This window comes from Variovorax beijingensis (assembly GCF_007828835.1).
GTDB classification, from domain to species: Bacteria; Pseudomonadota; Gammaproteobacteria; order Burkholderiales; family Burkholderiaceae_C; genus Variovorax; species Variovorax beijingensis_A.
The window spans coordinates 21,264-38,042 of record NZ_VIVL01000011.1; the positions used below are offsets into that span (position 1 = coordinate 21,264).

The 16,779-nt window shown below is 69.8% G+C and carries 15 protein-coding genes; 14 read left to right on the top strand and 1 reads right to left on the bottom strand.

Annotation, left to right across the window (positions count from 1 at the left end):
* Positions 1 to 3 precede the first annotated feature (3 nt).
* Genes FB547_RS25970 through FB547_RS26005 form a run of 8 tightly spaced genes read left to right on the top strand, consistent with a single transcriptional unit; the run spans position 4 to position 5,971 of the window.
* On the top strand, positions 4 to 1,014 hold the full coding sequence (locus tag FB547_RS25970; protein WP_145746541.1) for a FecCD family ABC transporter permease: 1,011 nt from the start codon (positions 4 to 6) through the stop codon (positions 1,012 to 1,014).
* Positions 1,011 to 1,790, top strand: a complete 780-nt coding sequence (locus FB547_RS25975) for an ABC transporter ATP-binding protein (RefSeq protein ID WP_145746542.1) — start codon at positions 1,011 to 1,013, stop codon at positions 1,788 to 1,790. Before FB547_RS25970 ends, FB547_RS25975 begins: the two co-directional genes overlap by 4 nt.
* A gap of 25 nt (positions 1,791 to 1,815) precedes the next feature.
* The gene (gene cobO / locus FB547_RS25980; RefSeq protein WP_145746543.1) at positions 1,816 to 2,385 is read left to right on the top strand and encodes a cob(I)yrinic acid a,c-diamide adenosyltransferase; all 570 of its coding nucleotides are present in this window, start codon (positions 1,816 to 1,818) and stop codon (positions 2,383 to 2,385) included.
* A 3-nt stretch (positions 2,386 to 2,388) separates the two neighbouring features.
* Positions 2,389 to 3,333, top strand: a complete 945-nt coding sequence (cbiB, locus tag FB547_RS25985) for an adenosylcobinamide-phosphate synthase CbiB (RefSeq protein WP_145746544.1) — start codon at positions 2,389 to 2,391, stop codon at positions 3,331 to 3,333.
* Positions 3,330 to 4,355 carry an aminotransferase class I/II-fold pyridoxal phosphate-dependent enzyme gene (locus FB547_RS25990; protein ID WP_145746545.1) on the top strand — a complete coding sequence of 342 codons (1,026 nt, stop codon included), beginning with the start codon at positions 3,330 to 3,332 and terminating at the stop codon, positions 4,353 to 4,355. Before cbiB ends, FB547_RS25990 begins: the two co-directional genes overlap by 4 nt.
* A gap of 16 nt (positions 4,356 to 4,371) precedes the next feature.
* Positions 4,372 to 4,725 carry a CidA/LrgA family protein gene (locus FB547_RS25995; RefSeq protein ID WP_145746546.1) on the top strand — a complete coding sequence of 118 codons (354 nt, stop codon included), beginning with the start codon at positions 4,372 to 4,374 and terminating at the stop codon, positions 4,723 to 4,725.
* Positions 4,722 to 5,453, top strand: coding sequence for an LrgB family protein (locus FB547_RS26000; protein WP_145746547.1), 732 nt, complete (start codon positions 4,722 to 4,724; stop codon positions 5,451 to 5,453). Before FB547_RS25995 ends, FB547_RS26000 begins: the two co-directional genes overlap by 4 nt.
* 41 nt (positions 5,454 to 5,494) lie before the next feature.
* Entirely contained in the window at positions 5,495 to 5,971 is a 477-nt protein-coding gene (locus FB547_RS26005) for an OsmC family protein (protein WP_145746548.1), read from the top strand.
* Positions 5,972 to 5,988: 17 nt separating this feature from the next.
* Here the strand turns inward: FB547_RS26005 and FB547_RS26010 are convergent, their stop codons facing one another.
* Positions 5,989 to 6,903 (bottom strand): LysR family transcriptional regulator, encoded by a 915-nt coding sequence (locus tag FB547_RS26010; protein WP_145746549.1) that lies wholly within the window; start codon positions 6,901 to 6,903, stop codon positions 5,989 to 5,991.
* A gap of 184 nt (positions 6,904 to 7,087) precedes the next feature.
* Between FB547_RS26010 and FB547_RS26015 the strand changes: the two genes are divergently transcribed.
* The 6 genes from FB547_RS26015 to cobT all read left to right on the top strand — a co-directional run bounded on the left by FB547_RS26015 (position 7,088) and on the right by cobT (position 16,776).
* Positions 7,088 to 7,969 carry an alpha/beta hydrolase gene (locus tag FB547_RS26015; protein WP_145746550.1) on the top strand — a complete coding sequence of 294 codons (882 nt, stop codon included), beginning with the start codon at positions 7,088 to 7,090 and terminating at the stop codon, positions 7,967 to 7,969.
* 150 nt (positions 7,970 to 8,119) lie between these two features.
* Complete coding sequence (locus FB547_RS26020) at positions 8,120 to 9,370, top strand: efflux RND transporter periplasmic adaptor subunit (protein WP_145746551.1); 1,251 nt, start codon at positions 8,120 to 8,122, stop codon at positions 9,368 to 9,370.
* 40 nt (positions 9,371 to 9,410) lie between these two features.
* Positions 9,411 to 12,686, top strand: coding sequence for an efflux RND transporter permease subunit (locus FB547_RS26025; protein WP_145746552.1), 3,276 nt, complete (start codon positions 9,411 to 9,413; stop codon positions 12,684 to 12,686).
* 33 nt (positions 12,687 to 12,719) lie between these two features.
* Positions 12,720 to 14,207, top strand: coding sequence for an efflux transporter outer membrane subunit (locus FB547_RS26030; RefSeq protein ID WP_145746553.1), 1,488 nt, complete (start codon positions 12,720 to 12,722; stop codon positions 14,205 to 14,207).
* A gap of 86 nt (positions 14,208 to 14,293) precedes the next feature.
* Positions 14,294 to 15,733: a cobyric acid synthase gene (locus FB547_RS26035; RefSeq protein WP_145746554.1), complete on the top strand. Its 1,440-nt coding sequence runs from the start codon at positions 14,294 to 14,296 to the stop codon at positions 15,731 to 15,733.
* Complete coding sequence (gene cobT, locus FB547_RS26040; RefSeq protein ID WP_145746555.1) at positions 15,730 to 16,776, top strand: nicotinate-nucleotide--dimethylbenzimidazole phosphoribosyltransferase; 1,047 nt, start codon at positions 15,730 to 15,732, stop codon at positions 16,774 to 16,776. The genes FB547_RS26035 and cobT overlap by 4 nt, the downstream gene beginning before the upstream one ends.
* Positions 16,777 to 16,779: the final 3 nt, after the last annotated feature.

Genomic DNA, 16,779 nt, shown 5'->3' on the forward strand with positions numbered 1-16,779 from the left:
TTCATGCACACACGCCATCAGCGCCGCGTCTGGCTCTTCGGCATCGCCTTGCTGGTGCTGGGCGGTGCGCTGGCGTTGCTCGGCCTGGGCATCGGCAGCACCGGCTTCGAAAGCCTGCTGGCGGCGTGGCGCGATCCGGTGGCGCTGCGCATCGTCTGGGACATCCGGCTGCCGCGCACGCTCGGCGCCTGGCTCGCGGGTGCGCTGCTCGGGCTCGCGGGCTCGGTGGCACAGGGCCTGTTCCGCAACCCGCTGGCCGACCCTTATCTGCTGGGCAGCGCCTCGGGCGCCTCGCTCGGCGTGGCGGTGGCGCTGCTGCTGTTCGGCGGCTCGGCCGCCAGCACGCAATGGGCGATGCGCCTGGGGCTCACGGGCGCGGCCTTCGTGGGGGCGGTGCTCGCGGTGATGCTCACGCTGGTGCTCGCGCGCGGCGTGCAGCAGACGCTGCGGCTGCTGCTCGCGGGCGTGATCGTCGGCGTGGTGCTCGGCGCCGCCAAGGACCTGATCACCATCGCCTCGGCCGACATCCTGCAGGCCATCCAGGGCTTCATCCTCGGCAGCACCGGCCTGGTCGGCTGGAGCGCCTGCGCGGTGATGGCCGCGGTCGGCGCGGTGTGCCTGCTGCTGGGCTGGGCGCTTGCGCCGGTGCTCGACGGCCTGGCGCTCGGCGAAGCGACGGCCCGCAGCCTCGGCTTGCCGCTGGGCGCGATGCGCGCCACGCTGGTGGTGGTGCTCGCACTGGCCACCGGCGCGGCCGTGGCGCAGACCGGCCTGATCGCCTTCGTGGGGCTGGCCGCGCCGCACCTCGTGCGCTCCGTGGTCAAGACCACGCACGCGGGGCTGATCGTGCTGTCGGCCGCGATGGGCGGGCTGCTGCTGATGGCCGCCGACCTGCTGGCGCGCTGGCTCATCGCGCCGCAGGAACTGCCCGTGGGCGTGCTCACGGCCGTGCTCGGCGGCAGCTACCTGCTGTGGCTGATGCACAGGCGCGGTGCGCGGGGCGGTGTGGCATGAGTCGGATTCCCGCACTCGAAGCCCGCGGCCTGAGCGCCACGCTGGGCAACACCGAGGTGCTGCACGGCATCGACCTGAAGCTCGGCGCCGCGCGCTGGACCAGCGTGGTCGGGCCGAACGGGGCGGGCAAGTCGACCTTGCTCAAGGCGCTGGCGGGCCTGCTCGCGCACCGCGGCGAAGTCTTTCTTTTCGGCGACGCATCGGCCAGGGTGCCGGGCCGCATCCGCGCGCAGCGCCTTTCGTGGCTGGGCCAGAGCGGCGCGGCGGGCGAGGGCAGCGCCGACGACCTGATGGTCTACGACGTCGCCATGCTCGGCCGCCTGCCGCACCAGCGCTGGCTCGCGGCGCCGAGCACGGCCGATCGCGCGGCGGTGGAGCGCGCATTGCGCAGCACCCAGGCCTGGGAGTGGCGCGAACGGCCGCTCGGCCAGCTCTCGGGCGGCGAACGCCAGCGCGTGCTGCTGGCGCGCGCGCTCGCGGTCGAGGCCGAGCTGCTGCTGATGGACGAGCCGCTCGCCAACCTCGACCCGCCGCACCAGGCCGACTGGATGCAGACCACGCGCGCGCTGGTGGCCCAGGGCCGCACCGTGGTCAGCGTGCTGCACGAACTGCCGATGGCGCTGGCCGCCGACGAGCTTGTGGTGATGAACCATGGGCGCGTGGTGCACCACGGCGGCAGCAGCGACCCGGCCACCCACGCGGCGCTTGAACAGGTGTTCGACCACCGCATCCGCGTGCACCGCGTGGCCGACCAGTGGATCGCGCTGCCGAACTGACCCACATCAACACGGAGCCCGCCTCATGCAAATCGAAACACCCCCCAGCGAGAAGCCGTACGACAAGGCCGAAGGCGAACGCCGCGGCATCGTCATCGTCAACACCGGTGACGGCAAGGGCAAGAGCACCGCGGCCTTCGGCCTGGCGCTGCGCGCGCACGGCCGCGGCAAGGCGGTGAAGATCTACCAGTTCATGAAAGTGCCCTCGGCGCGCTTTGGCGAGCACCGCATGTTCGAGCAGATCGGCATTCCGATCGAGGGGCTGGGCGACGGCTTCAGCTGGAAGAGCCAGGACCTCGAACGCTCGGCCCAGCTCGCGCGCGACGGCTGGGAAAAAGCCAGGGCGGCCATTCTTTCGGGCGAGTTCTTCCTGGTGGTGCTCGACGAGATCACCTACCCGCTGATCTACGGCTGGCTGCCGCTCGAAGGCGTGCTCGAAACGCTGCGCGCGCGGCCGAGCCACGTGCATGTGGTGCTCACCGGACGGCGCTGCCCGCCCGAGATCGTCGAGCTGGCCGACACCGTGACCGAGATGGCCATGGTCAAGCACGCATTCAAGGCCGGCATCCCGGCGCAGCGCGGCATCGAGGATTGAGCGGTGCTCGCCGTCGCAGCGCTGTGGCTCGCACTGGCCATCGACCGCTGGCTGAGCGAACCTGCTGCGCGCTGGCATCCCGTGGTGTGGATGGGGCGCTACCTCGGCTCGATCGGCGCCCGCATGGCGCCGCGGCCGGCCGATGCAAAGCCGCGCGACCTGCCGCTGTTCCTGGCCGGCGCGCTGGCCTGGGGCGTGGGCGCGATGCTGGTCGGCGCGCTGGCGCTGGCACTGCAGGCAAGCGCCGCGCAATGGCTGCTCGGCTGGGCAGAAGCCCTGGTGCTGGCCCTGGCGCTGAAACCGCTCTTCGCATGGCGCATGCTGCGCGCCGAAGTACTTGCCGTGGAGGCGGCGCTGTCCGTGTCACTGGAGGCGGGCCGCGCGCAACTCGCCCGGCTGGTGAGCCGCGACGTCTCGGCACTCAGCGAGTGCGAGGTGCGCGAAAGCGCCATCGAATCGCTGGCCGAGAACCTCAACGATTCGCTCGTGGCGCCGCTGTTCTGGTTCGTGCTGCTGGGCCTGCCGGGCGCGGCGGTCTACCGCTTCGCCAACACGGCCGATGCGATGTGGGGCTATCGCGGCGAGCGCAATGGCCGCGACTGGACCTGGTTCGGCAAATGGGCCGCGCGTGCCGACGACGTGCTCTCGTGGCTGCCGGCACGGCTCACGGTGCTGCTGCTTGCGCTTGCGGCATGGCGTTGGCCGCGCGGCGTGGCGCGCGAGGCGCAGCGCACGCCCTCGCCCAACAGCGGCTGGCCGATGGCGGCAATGGCGCTGCTGCTCGGCGTGCGGCTCGCCAAGCCCGGCGTCTATGCATTGAATGCCGAAGGGCGGCCCGCCGATGCGGCCGATACGCAGCAGGCCGCGCAGTGGGGCGGCAGGGCAGTGCTGGCAACGGCCGCTTGTGCATCATTGGCGATCTTCTTCGCGGCAATCCCCAGGGCATGACACCGGAACACACGACATCCACCGGCCTGCTGCACGGCGGCCCCGACGCGGCCGGCGCCGCCTGGCACGATTTCTCGACCAATGGCAACGCCACGGGCTCATGCCCCGCGGTGCTTGCCGCGCTGCGTGCGGCCGATGCTGCGCACTATCCGGACCCGGGCTACACGGCGCTGCGCCGCGCCTTGGCAAGCTTTCACGGCGTGGCCGCCGAACGCATCGTGATCGCGGCCAGTGCCAGCGAATTCATCCACCGCATCGGCGCCGCCTTTGCGCAGGGCGGCGGCCGTCAGGTCTTGCTGCCGGCGCACAGCTACGGCGACTACGAGCGTGCGGCATCGGCCTGGGGCCTTCAGGTGCTGCGGCCGCCGGCGCCGTGCGGCGAAGCGGCGCTGCGCTGGTGCTGCGAGCCTTCGAGCCCGCTGGGCCAGGCACAGCCCGATCTCGCGCAGCACGCCGCGGCCGGTGGCACCTGCGTGCTCGACCTGGCCTACGAAGCGCTGCGCGTCGAAGGCGTGGCATCGCTCGACGCAGCGCAGCGCAACCGCGTCTGGCAGCTGTGGACGCCGAACAAGGCGATGGGCCTGACGGGCGTCCGTGCCGCCTATGCCATCGCGCCCGAAGGCGATGCCGCCGCGCCGCTCAAGCAGCGCCTCGAGCGGCTTGCGCCCTCGTGGCCGGTGGGCGCGCACGGCGTGGCGCTGCTCGAGACCTGGATCGGCGACGCCGCCCAAGCCTGGCTCGCCCGAAGCCTGCGCACCCTGCGCGAATGGAAAGCGCAGCAGCGCGCCCTCTGCGAATCGCTGGGATGGCAGTGCCTGCCGAGCGAAGCCAACTTCTTCTGCGCGCGCACCGACGCGCCTTACCCGCGGCTGGCCGCCCGGCTGCGCGCCGAAGGCATCAAGCTGCGAGACTGTGCATCATTCGGCCTGCCGGGCCATGTGCGGCTCGGCGTGCTGCCGCCGCAGAGCCAGCAGGCGCTCAAAGAGGCCTGGAGGCGCGCCGCGGCTTCGGCCGAACCTTGAACGCCAGGACATCCGCATGCTCTACGCCATCACGACGCTCTTTCTTTGCCAGCTGGCCGGTGAACTGCTCGTGCAGTGGCTGGGCCTGCCGATCCCCGGTCCGCTGATCGGCATGCTGCTGCTCTTCATCGCGCTGCTCGTGCGCGGCGGCGTGCCCGAGGCATTGAGCGAGACCTCGGGCCACCTGCTGCGCAACCTCATGCTGCTGTTCGTTCCCGCAGTGACCGGCGTCATGCTGCATTTCGAACGCGTCGGGCGCGAATGGCTGCCGTTCCTTGCGGCCGGCATCGTGGGCGCGGCCTTCACCATGGCCGTGACCGCGCTCACCTTGCGCTGGATGATCCGCATCACCGGCAAGGATGCCGAATGACTCCGCCTGCAAAGCTGTCCGAGATCTGGGTTTTTCTTGCGCAGTCGCCGCTGCTGTGGCTGTCGCTCACGCTGCTGGCCTACCTGGGCGCGCTGTGGCTGCACAGGCGCAGCGGTGCCAACCCGGCGGTCAATCCGGTGCTGGTCTCGGTGATCGCCATCGTGAGCGTGCTGCTCGTCACGCGCACGCCCTACGACACGTATTTCGAAGGCGCCAAGTTCGTGCATTTCCTGATCGGCCCGGCCACCGTGGCGCTGGCCGTGCCGCTGTATGGCCAGCTCGGGCGGCTGCGGCGCCTGTGGCTGCCGATCGGCGTGGCGCTGCTGGTGGGTTCGGTGGCGGCCATCGTGTCGGCCATCGGCATTGCCTGGGCGTTGGGCGGATCGCACGAACTGCTGATGTCGCTCGCACCCAAGTCGGCCACCATGCCGATCGCGATGGGCGTGGCCGAGAAGATCGGCGGGCTGCCCTCGCTGGCCGCGGTGGCTGCCGCCGTGGCAGGCATCTCCGGCGCCATCATGGCGACCGGCCTGCTGAACCTGCTGCGCATCAGGGAGCCCGCGGTGCGCGGCTTTGCAGTGGGCATGGCGGCACACGGCATCGGCACCGCGCGGGCCATCCAGGTGAACGAAACGGCGGGTGCGTTCTCCGCGCTGGCGCTGGGGCTGAACGGCATCGCGACGGCACTGCTGGTGCCATTGCTGATCAAGCTGTCGGGTTTCTTCTGACGCAGAATGGCGCCTCCTCTTTTGGCTCTGGAGAGCAAGGCATGGCCCAGTACACCGCAGAAATCCTCTGGCAGCGAGGCGAGCAGGACTTCCTCGGCAACACCTACAGCAGGAGGCATTTGCTGCGCTTCGACGGCGGCGCGGAAGTGGCGGGCTCTTCGTCGCCGCACGTGGTGCCGCTGCCGTTCTCCGATGCAGCGGCGGTTGATCCCGAGGAAGCTTTCGTCGCCTCGCTGTCGAGCTGCCACATGCTGTGGTTCCTCACCATGGCAATGAAGCGCAAGTTCAACGTCGACCGCTACTTCGACGCGGCGAGCGGCCTCATGGAAAAGAATGCCGAAGGCAGGCTGGCGATGACGGTGGTCACGCTCCGGCCCGAGGTCACGTTCTCGGGCGCGAACCTGCCCACGCGCGAGCAGATCGAGCACATGCACCACCGGGCGCATGAAGAATGCTTCATTGCCAACTCGGTGAAGACCGAGATGCGTTGCGAGCCGGTGTTCGCTCCGGCCGGTTGAGGAGCGTCAGGCGGAGCTCAGCGCCGCTGCAGCCGCGGGTTCTTCGCGAACAGCTCCGCCGCCCAGTCCACGAAGGCCCGCACCTTCGCGCTCAGGTGGCGGTTGGGCGGATAGACCACGTGGATCGGCAGCGGATCGCGCTGCCAGTCGGGCAGCAGCTCGATCAGCTCGCCGCTTGCGAGCAGCGGCTCGGCCATGAAGGTGATGCACTGCGAGATGCCGAAGCCGCCGAGCACCGCCGCCATGTGGGCGTTGCTCTCGTTGACCGACACGCGGTAGGGCCCGTTGAGCTCGATGTATTCGTCGCCCTTCCTGAACTCGTGCGGATAGATGCGCCGCGTGCTGCCCGAAAAGTAGCTCACCACGTGGTGGCGCTTCTCGATGTCGTTCGGATGCTGCGGAATGCCGTAGCGCTTGACGTAGGCGGGCGAGGCCACGGTCACGAAATGCAGCGTGCCGATGCGCCGGGCCACCAGCGACTGGTCGCTCAGCTCGCCGGCGCGGATCACGCAGTCGACGTTGTCGCTGATGAGGTCGACCGTGCGGTCGCTCACGCCCAGGTCGAGCTGGATCTCGGGATAGCGGTCGCAGAAGGTGGCCAGCGCGGGCAGGATGACCAGCCGCGCCACCGAGGTGCCGACGTCGATGCGCAGCCGCCCCGTGGGGTTGGCCTGCGCGTTGGTCATGCTGGCTTCGATGTCGTCGAAGTCGTTCAACAGGCGTGCCGCGCGCTCGTAGTAGGCCGCGCCGTCCGGCGTGACCGTGACGCGCCGCGTGGTGCGGTTGAGCAGCTTCACCCGCAGGCGCGATTCCAGCGCCTGGATCTGCTTGGTGACCGTTCCCTTGGGCAGGGCGAGCGAGTCCGCGGCCCGGGTGAACGTGCCCGCTTCCACCACGCGGACGAAGATCCGCATTGCCTGGATTTGATCCATTGATGACTGTTCCTGGGAGCCCGGCCATTGCCGAGAGGACGCGGATTCTCACACAAGGTGACAATCCCCCGGCGTTTCCTGGATTGTTAGCCGTTTGGAAACAGAGTAGGGGCAGCTTGCCTGTTTAACGCCACACTGGCCGCCTTATATTTCGACTATCGCCAATCCTTCTGAGGTTGCCCCCATGTCACCGCGCCCATCGTCCCGCTCTGCCGAAGCCGCTGCTCTCGCCGCGGCGCAAGGCGTGGAAGCCGATCTGTCGATCGAGCTGCCCGGCCGCGAGCCCGTGGGCGCCCGGGTCTATGGGCAGCGCCCGCGCGGCGAGACGGTGCCGCTGGTGCTGCACTTCCATGGCGGCACCTTCATCTGCGGCAACCTGGACAACGGCCGCAACGTGGCCCGGCTGCTGGCCGGTGCGGGTGCGGTGGTGGTGTCGGTGGACTATCCGCTGGCGCCAGAGTCGCCGTTCCCCGAGCCCATCGAAGTGGGCTATGCCGCGCTCGAATGGCTCTACAAGCAGCGCGTGAAGCTCGGCGGCAAGGGTGCCCAGGTGTACCTGGCCGGCGAAGAGGCCGGCGGCAACCTGGCCGCCGGGGTGGCGCTGATCGCCCGCGACCGGGCGCATCCGCCGCTGGCCGGGCAGATCCTGTTGTCGCCCATGCTCGACCCGTGCGCGGGCACGGCATCGCTGCGCAAGGCCACGAACGACGAGGCCGAGTGCCGCTGGGCCAAGGGTTGGGAGAAATACCTGAGCTGCCCGTCGAACGCCACCCATCCCTACGCCGTGCCGAGCGGATCGCTCCGGCTCGGTGCCCTGGCACCGGCGCTGGTGCTGGTGGGGGCCGACGACGCCATGCGCGACGAGGCCATGACCTTTGCCGGGCGCCTGCGCGCGGCCGGCATCGACGTCACGAGCAGCGTGCTGCCAGGCGCTGCCAACTGGCCCAAGGCGCTCTACGACCCCGAGCCCTCGGGCTGCAAGGCCTGCGAAGCCAGCGTGCAGCAGCACTTCCGCGAATTTTTCAGTGCCACCACGCCGCCCCCGGTAGCACCCAAGCCCAGCTAGGCGGGCCGGTCGCGGCAGCCCTGCTGACGACGCGACGCCGCCCCTCGGCCCGCCGGTAACCCCGGTCATTTTCGAGTTCCGCCTCCTGGCGCCAAAAGCGCCGGGATGGCCTGTTGCATCCCAAGAAGTCATCGAGAAGGACGAACCATCATGTCGAACAACAAGCAAAACCTTTCTTCCGCCGCCCGCAAGGGCCTGTGGCCCGCAGTGACCGGCCTCACCGCGCTGCTGGCGGTGGCCGCCGCGGTGCTCGGCATGCACAGCTTCAAGGCCGAGGCCACGGCACCCTCCGCGGCGCAGCAGGGCACGCCGGTGTCGGTGGCCACCGTGGCTGCGAGCGAGATCAATGCCTGGGACGAGTTCTCGGGCCGGCTCGAGGCGGTGCAACGGGTGGATGTGCGCTCCCGCGTGGCGGGCGCCGTGCAGTCGGTGCACTTCCGCGAAGGCGCACTGGTGAAGCAGGGCGACCTGCTGATCACCATCGACCCCGCACCGTACGCGGCCGAAGTGGAGCGCGCCGAAGCGCAGGTGGCCTCGGCCCAGGCCCGCCAGGCCTTCAGCCGCAGCGAGCAGGAGCGCGCCAAGCGCCTGTGGGACCAGCAGGCCATCGCCCAGCGCGAATACGACGAGCGCGTGAACGCTGCGCGCGAAGCCGAAGCCAACCTGCGCGCCGCCCAGGCGTCGCTGCAGTCGGCGCGGCTGAACCTGGGCTACACCCAGGTGCGTGCGCCGGTCGCGGGCCGCATCGGCAAGCTCGAAGTGACGATGGGCAACCTGGTGGCCGCCGGCCCCGGCGCGCCGGTGCTGACCACGCTGGTCTCGGTGAGCCCGATCTACGCGAGCTTCGACGCCGATGAGCAGGTGATCACGCGCGCCCTGAAGGACCTGCCGAGCGGCGCCAGCGCCCGCGGCCAGATCGAGAGCATTCCCGTGCAGATGGGCACCGCCGGCCTGGAGGGCACGCCCTTCACCGGCAAGCTGCAGCTGATCGACAACCAGGTCGACGCGCGCAGCGGCACGGTGCGCGTGCGGGCCTCGTTCGACAACAAGGACGGCAGTCTCATTCCGGGCCAGTTCGCCCGCATCCGCATGGGCCAGGCGCGCAGCGACTCGGCCCTGCTGGTGAGCGAGCGCGCCATCGGCACCGACCAGAACAAGAAGTTCGTGATGGTGGTGGGCGAGGACAACAAGGCGGTCTACCGCGAAGTCACGCTCGGCGCATCGGTCAACGGGCTGCGCGTCGTGAGCAAGGGCCTGAAGGCCGGCGACCGCGTGGTGGTCAACGGCCTGCAGCACATCCGCCCCGGTGCGCTGGTGGTGCCGCAGAACGTGACGATGGACGCCAAGGCCGACACCAAGCAACAACAACCGGAACGCGTCGCGGAAGCCGCGAAGTCCTGAACTCGGAGGGGAGCGCTGTTGCGCTCGCCGGAGAAACAACATGAATCTCTCTAAATTCTTCATCGACCGGCCGATCTTTGCCGGCGTGCTGTCGCTATTGATACTGATAGCCGGCCTGATCGCGCTGCGCGGGCTGCCGATCTCGGAGTACCCGGAAGTCGCGCCGCCCTCGGTGGTGGTGCGCGCCCAGTACCCGGGCGCCAACCCGAAGGTGATCGCCGAAACCGTCGCCACGCCGCTCGAGGAGCAGATCAACGGCGTCGAGGGCATGCTCTACATGGGCAGCCAGGCCACCACCGACGGCGTGATGACGCTCACCGTCACCTTCCGCCTCGGCACCGATCCCGACAAGGCCCAGCAACTCGTGCAGAACCGCGTCTCGCAAGCCGAGCCGCGCCTGCCGGAGGAAGTGCGCCGCCTCGGCATCACGACCGTCAAGAGCGCGCCCGACCTGACGATGGTGGTCCACCTCGTTTCGCCGAACAACCGCTACGACATCAACTACCTGCGCAACTACGCGGTGCTGAACGTGAAGGACCCGCTCGCGCGCATCGAAGGCGTGGGCCAGGTCCAGATCTTCGGCGGCGGCGACTATTCCATGCGCGTCTGGCTCGACCCGCAGAAGGTCGCGCAGCGCGGCCTCTCGGCGAGCGACGTGGTGGCTGCGATCCGTGGCCAGAACGTGCAGGCCGCGGCCGGCGTGGTCGGCGCGTCGCCGGGCCTTTCGGGCGTGGACATGCAGCTGTCCATCAATGCGCAAGGGCGCCTGCAGAGCGAGGAAGAGTTCGGCGACATCATCGTCAAGAGCGGCACCGACGGCGCCGTGACCCGCCTGCGCGACATCGGCCGCCTCGAAATGGGCGCCGCCGACTACTCGCTGCGGTCGCTGCTGAACAACGACCCGGCCGTCGGCATGGGCGTGTTCCAGGCACCGGGCTCCAACGCGCTCGACATCTCGTCGAACGTGCGCAAGACGATGGCCGAGCTCAACAAGAACATGCCCGAGGGCCTGGAGTACCGCATCGCCTACGACCCCACGCAGTTCGTGCGTGCGTCGATCGAATCGGTCATCCACACGCTGCTCGAAGCCATCCTGCTGGTGGTGCTGGTCGTGATCCTGTTCCTGCAGACCTGGCGCGCGTCGATCATTCCGCTCTTGGCCGTGCCGGTGTCGGTGATCGGTACCTTCGCGGTGCTGCACGTCCTGGGTTTCTCGATCAATGCGCTGAGCCTGTTCGGGCTGGTGCTGGCAATCGGCATCGTGGTGGACGACGCCATCGTGGTGGTGGAGAACGTCGAGCGCAACATCGAGGCGGGGCTCACGCCGCGTGAGGCCACGTACCGCGCGATGCGCGAAGTGTCCGGGCCCATCATCGCGATCGCGCTGGTGCTGGTGGCGGTGTTCGTGCCGCTGGCCTTCATCAGCGGCCTCACGGGCCAGTTCTACCGCCAGTTCGCGGTGACCATCGCGATCTCGACGGTGATCTCGGCGATCAACTCGCTCACGCTGTCGCCCGCGCTCGCCGCCTTGCTGCTGCGCGGCCACGACCAGCCCAAGGATGCGCTGACGCGCGGCATGGACCGTGTCTTCGGCTGGCTGTTCCGCGGCTTCAACAAGCTCTTCAGCCGCGGCTCGGAAGCCTACAGCGGGGGCGTCAAGAGCGTGATCTCGCGCAAGACGCTGATGCTGGTGATCTACCTCGCGCTGATCGGCGTGACCTTCGGCCTGTTCAAGGCCGTGCCCAGCGGCTTCGTGCCGGCGCAGGACAAGCAGTACCTGATCGGCTTTGCCCAGCTGCCCGACGGCGCCACGCTCGACCGCACCGACGAAGTGATCCAGCGCATGGGCGAGATCATGAAGAAGAACCCGAACGTGGAAGACGCCATCGCCTTCCCGGGCCTGTCGATCAACGGCTTCACCAACAGCTCGAACTCGGGCATCGTGTTTGCCACGCTCAAGCCCTTCGACCAGCGCAAGCGCCCCGACCAGAGCGGCGGTGCGGTGGCCGGGCAGCTCAATGGCGCCTTCGCCAGCATCCAGGACGCCTTCATCGTGATGTTCCCGCCGCCGCCGGTGGCGGGCCTGGGCACCACGGGCGGCTTCAAGCTGCAGATCGAAGACCGCGCCTCGGTCGGCTACGACCAGATGGACGCGGCGGTGAAGGCCTTCATGGCCAAGGCCTATGCCGCGCCCGAGCTCACGGGCATGTTCACGAGCTGGCAGGTCAACGTGCCGCAGCTCTATGCCGACATCGACCGCACCAAGGCGCGCCAGCTCGGCGTGCCGGTGACGGACATCTTCGACACCATGCAGATCTACCTGGGTAGCCTGTATGCCAACGACTTCAACAAGTTCGGCCGTACGTACTCCGTGCGCGTCCAGGCCGATGCGCCGTACCGCGCCCGCGCCGAAGACGTGGGAATGCTGAAGGTGCGCTCGACCACGGGCGAGATGGTGCCGCTGTCGGCGCTGATGAAGGTGAATTCGACCTTCGGGCCGGAACGCGCCATGCGCTACAACGGCTACCTGGCAGCCGACATCAACGGCGGCCCGGCGCCGGGCTACTCGTCGGGCCAGGCGCAGGACGCGATCACCAAGATTGCGGCCGAGACGCTGCCCAAGGGCGTGAGCTTCGAGTGGACCGAGCTGACCTACCAGGAAATCCTGGCCGGCAACTCCGCCTTCCTGGTGTTCCCGCTGGCCATCCTGCTGGTGTTCCTGGTGCTGGCCGCGCAGTACGAAAGCCTGACGCTGCCGATCGCCATCATCCTGATCGTGCCCATGGGCATCCTGGCCGCGATGACCGGGGTATGGATATCGGGGGGTGACAACAACGTCTTCACGCAGATCGGCTTGATCGTGCTGGTGGGGCTGAGTGCGAAGAACGCGATCCTGATCGTGGAGTTTGCGCGCGAGCTCGAGTTTGCCGGACGCACGCCGATCCAGGCCGCGATCGAAGCCAGCCGCCTGCGCCTGCGCCCGATTCTCATGACATCGCTGGCCTTCGTGATGGGCGTGCTGCCCCTGGTGCTGTCGACCGGCGCAGGCTCGGAGATGCGCAAGGCCATGGGCGTGGCGGTGTTCGCCGGGATGATCGGCGTGACGGCCTTCGGCCTGTTCCTGACGCCGGTGTTCTATGTGCTGCTGCGCCGCCTGGCGGGCAACCGCGCGCTCAAGCTGCATGGCGAAGTGCCGCATGGCGAGGAGTTTGTCTCTGCGGGCCATCCGGTCGCCCCGGCACCTTCGTCGCACGGTGGTTCGGGCGGTGGCGGGCTGCACCCGGTGCCGGCCTCGCCGCGCCCTTCGCACGACTGATTGCCTGGCCGACCAAGAAGAAAGTTCATCATCATGAAATTCGCATTTCAACCCTGGGCCCGCAACGCTTTGCTGCCGCTGGTGGCGGCCCTGGCGCTGGCCGGCTGCGCGACCGTGCCCTCCGGCGTGCCGGAGATCCAGACCACCGCCCAGTTCAAGGAGCAGGGCGCTGCTCCGCCGGCCGGATGGACGCGTGCCGTGCCCTCCGAGGCGCAGGCGCGCGGCGCCTGGTGGCTGGCGTTCAACGACCCGGTGCTCAATGCGCTGGTCGAGAAGGCCGACGTCAACAACAACAACATCCAGGCCGCCGCGGCCCGGCTCGCGGAAGCTCGCGCCCTCGCGCGCAGCGCCAACGCCGACCGCATGCCGCAGATCGGCCTGGGCGCGGGCGCCAACCGCGGCGCGGGCCTCGACAAGGCCTCGGCCAGCACGAGGCCGGGCACGATGACCAACATCGGCGCCACGTTCTCGTACGAGGTCGACCTGTTCGGCCGCCTCTCGGGCGCGAGCAACGCGGCCAAGCTCGATGCGCAGAGCCGCGAGGCCCTGCTGCAGAGCACGCGCCTTGCGGTGCAGGCCGAGGTGGCCCAGACCTACCTGCAGCTGCGCGCGCTCGACGCCGAGCGTGCACTGGTGCGCGAGCAGGTCGAGGCCTACCGCGACACGCTGCGCCTCTCGCAGCGCCGCCAGCAGGCCGGCGACATCGCCGAGCTCGACGTGGCGCGCGTGCAGACCGAGGTGTCGTCCACCGAGTCGGACGCGCTCGCGCTCGACCGGCAACGCGCCCAGGTCGAGCATGCGCTCGCGGTGCTGGTGGGCGATTCGGCATCGAGCTTCGGGCTGCGCACCGACGACTGGGCCACCGCGCTGCCGTCCGTGCCGCCCGGCGTGCCGGCCACGGTGCTCACGCGCCGCCCCGACGTCTCGGCCGCGCAGAACGCCGTGCTCGCGGCGCAGGCCCGCGTGGGCGTGGCGCAGGCCGCCTGGTTCCCGGACATCTCGCTGACCGGCGCCGCCGGCTACGCATCGCCCGAGATCGGCGACCTGTTCAAGTGGTCGGCCCGCTCGTGGGGCGTGGGTGCGCTGCTTTCGCTGCCGATCTTCGACGGCGGCCGCCGCGAAGCCGGCGTGCAGGGCGCCAACGCCCAGCTCGACGGCGCGCTCGCGAACTACCGCAACCAGGTGCTGGTGGCGTTCCAGGAGGTCGAGGACCAGCTGTCTGCCATCCGCATCCTGCAGGAGCAGTCGGCGGTGCAGGCGCAGGCCGTCACTTCGGCGCAGCGCGCGACCAGCCTGTCGGACACGCGCTACCGCAACGGCTACATCAGCCAGCTCGACCTGCTCGACGCCCGCCGCAGCGAACTGCGCAACCGGCGCCAGGCGCTGCAGGTGAAGTCGGCGCAGTACCAGGCGGCCGTGGGGCTGATCCGCGCCATCGGCGGCGGCTGGGAGGTGCCGGCGGCCACCGCAGGGGCGCAGCCCCAGGGCGGGGCAGGCGCGGTACAGACCGCGGCACGCTGAAAGAAACACAAGGGGCGCAAGCCCCTTTTTCTTTGCCTCTTCGCGGCTGCTGCAAGAGGGCTGCGGCGACAACGGACAATAGCCGCATGACAACCCGATGCGTGATGGTTCTCGGCACGACCAGTGGCGCCGGCAAGAGCTGGCTGACCGCCGCGCTGTGCCGCTGGTACGCGCGCCAGGGACTCAGGGTGGCGCCCTTCAAGGCGCAGAACATGAGCAACAACGCCCGCGTGGTCGACGGCGGCGAGATCGGCAGCGCGCAGTACTTCCAGGCACTGGCGGCGCGCGCCGTGCCCGACGTGCGCATGAACCCGCTGCTGCTCAAGCCCGAGCGCGACACCCACAGCCAGGTGGTGCTGATGGGGCAGGTGAGCGCGGAGCTCACGGCCATGCCCTGGCGCGGGCGCAGCGAGCGCGTCTGGCCGCAGATTGCACAGGCGCTCGACGCGCTGCGTGCCGAGAACGACGTGGTGGTGATCGAAGGCGCGGGCTCCCCGGCCGAGATCAACCTGATGGCGAGCGACATCGTCAACCTGCGCGTCGCCCGCCATGCGCAGGCCCGCTGCCTGCTGGTGACCGACATCGACCGCGGCGGCGCCTTCGCGCATCTGTACGGCACCTGGGCACTGATGCCCGAGAGCGATCGCGCATTGCTGCGCGGCTTCGTGCTCAACAAGTTCCGCGGCGATGCCTCGTTGCTGGCGCCGGCGCCGCAGCAGCTGCAGGCGCTGACCGGCATCGCCACCGTCGCGACACTGCCGATGTGGTGGCAGCACGGCTTGCCCGAGGAAGACGGCGTATTCGACGACCGCAGCCGTGCGAGCGGCCCGGTGACCCGTACCGTGGCTGTGGTGGTGTACCCGCGCATCAGCAACCTCGACGAGTTCCAGCCGCTCAAGAATGTGCCCGGCGTTCGCCTGGTCTGGGCGCGCACGCCGGCGGACGTGGCCGGTGCCGACTGGATCGTGCTGCCCGGCTCCAAGCACACCAGCGGCGATCTCGCATGGCTGCGCGCGCAGGGGCTGGACCGCGCCATCGCCGCGCACGCGGCCGGCGGCGGTGCCGTGCTGGGCGTCTGCGGCGGCCTGCAGATGCTCGGCGAGGCGCTGGTCGATCCGCACGGCATCGACGGCAATGCGCCCGGCCTGGGCCTGCTGCCGTTGGTGACCGTGTTCGAGCGCGAAAAGACGGTGCGCCACCGGGCCGCCGCCTTCGGCCAACTGAGCGGTGCATGGGCTTCTCTCTCGAACGTGCCGGTGGCCGGCTACGAGATTCATCACGGCCAGACTGCGATCCACCCGCAGATGGCGCAGGATGGCCGTGCCGTGATGCCCGAGGGCCTGGCCTGGCAGAACGCGCGCGGCAACGTGCTGGGCCTCTACCTGCACGGCCTGTTCGAGGACGCAGCCGCACTGCACGCACTCTTCGGCGCCGCGGCACCCACGCTCGACGCCACCTTCGACGGCCTGGCCGATTTCATAGACACCCACTTCGAGGCCGGCGTATTGCAAGGCCTGATCGCATGACCGACAACAACCAGATTCCTTCCATCTCCGACATCCACGATGACGCCCTCGCGGCGCGTCTGCAAGCGGCGCTCGACAACAAGACCAAGCCGCTCGGCGCGCTCGGCCGCCTCGAGAGCCTGGCCTTGCGCATCGGCCTCGTACTGGGCAGCGAAATGCCGGTGCTCGAAGCACCGCAGATGCTGGTGTGCGCGGCCGACCATGGCCTGGCGGCGCGCGGCGTCTCGGCCTTTCCGAGCGACGTGACCTGGCAGATGGTCGAGAACTTCCTGGCCGGCGGCGCGGCCGTGAGTGTGCTGGCGCGCCAGCACGGGCTGGCGCTTACCGTGGTCGACTGCGGCGTGCGGCGCGACTTCCAGGCCCGACCGGGGCTGGTGTCGCGACGGATTGCTGCCGGAACGGCCGATGCATCGGCCGGCCCCGCGATGACGGCGGCGCAGTGCGCCCAAGCCATCGCCAACGGCCGCGAGGTGGTGCGCGCACTGCCCGGCAACGCCTTGCTGCTCGGCGAAATGGGCATCGGCAACAGCTCGGCCGCGGCGCTGCTGCTTGCGCGGCTCGCCGGGCTGGATATCGACGGCTGCACCGGCTCCGGCACCGGGCTCGATGCCGCGGGGCTTGCGCGCAAGCGGCAGGTGCTGCGCGACGTGCTGGCGCTGCATGCGGCTGCGAGCGAGCCGCTCGATGCACTCGCGGCGTTCGGCGGTTTCGAGATCGCCACGCTGGTCGGCGCGGTGCTGCAGGCGGCGCAGGAGCGGCGCGTGATCGTGGTCGATGGCTTCATCGCGAGCGCCGCGGTGCTCGTCGCGCAGGCGCTGCAGCCGCATGTGGCGCAGCGCTGCGTGGCCGCGCACAGCTCGGCGGAACCCGGGCATGCGCTGTTGCTGAAGCACCTGGGGCTCGAGCCTTTGCTGAACCTGGACCTGCGCCTCGGTGAAGGCTCGGGCGGCGCGCTGGCCTGGCCGCTGCTCGAGTCGGCCTGCCGCATCCTGCGCGAGATGGCCAGCTTCGAAGCTGCCGGCGTGTCGCGCAAGGACAGTTGAACC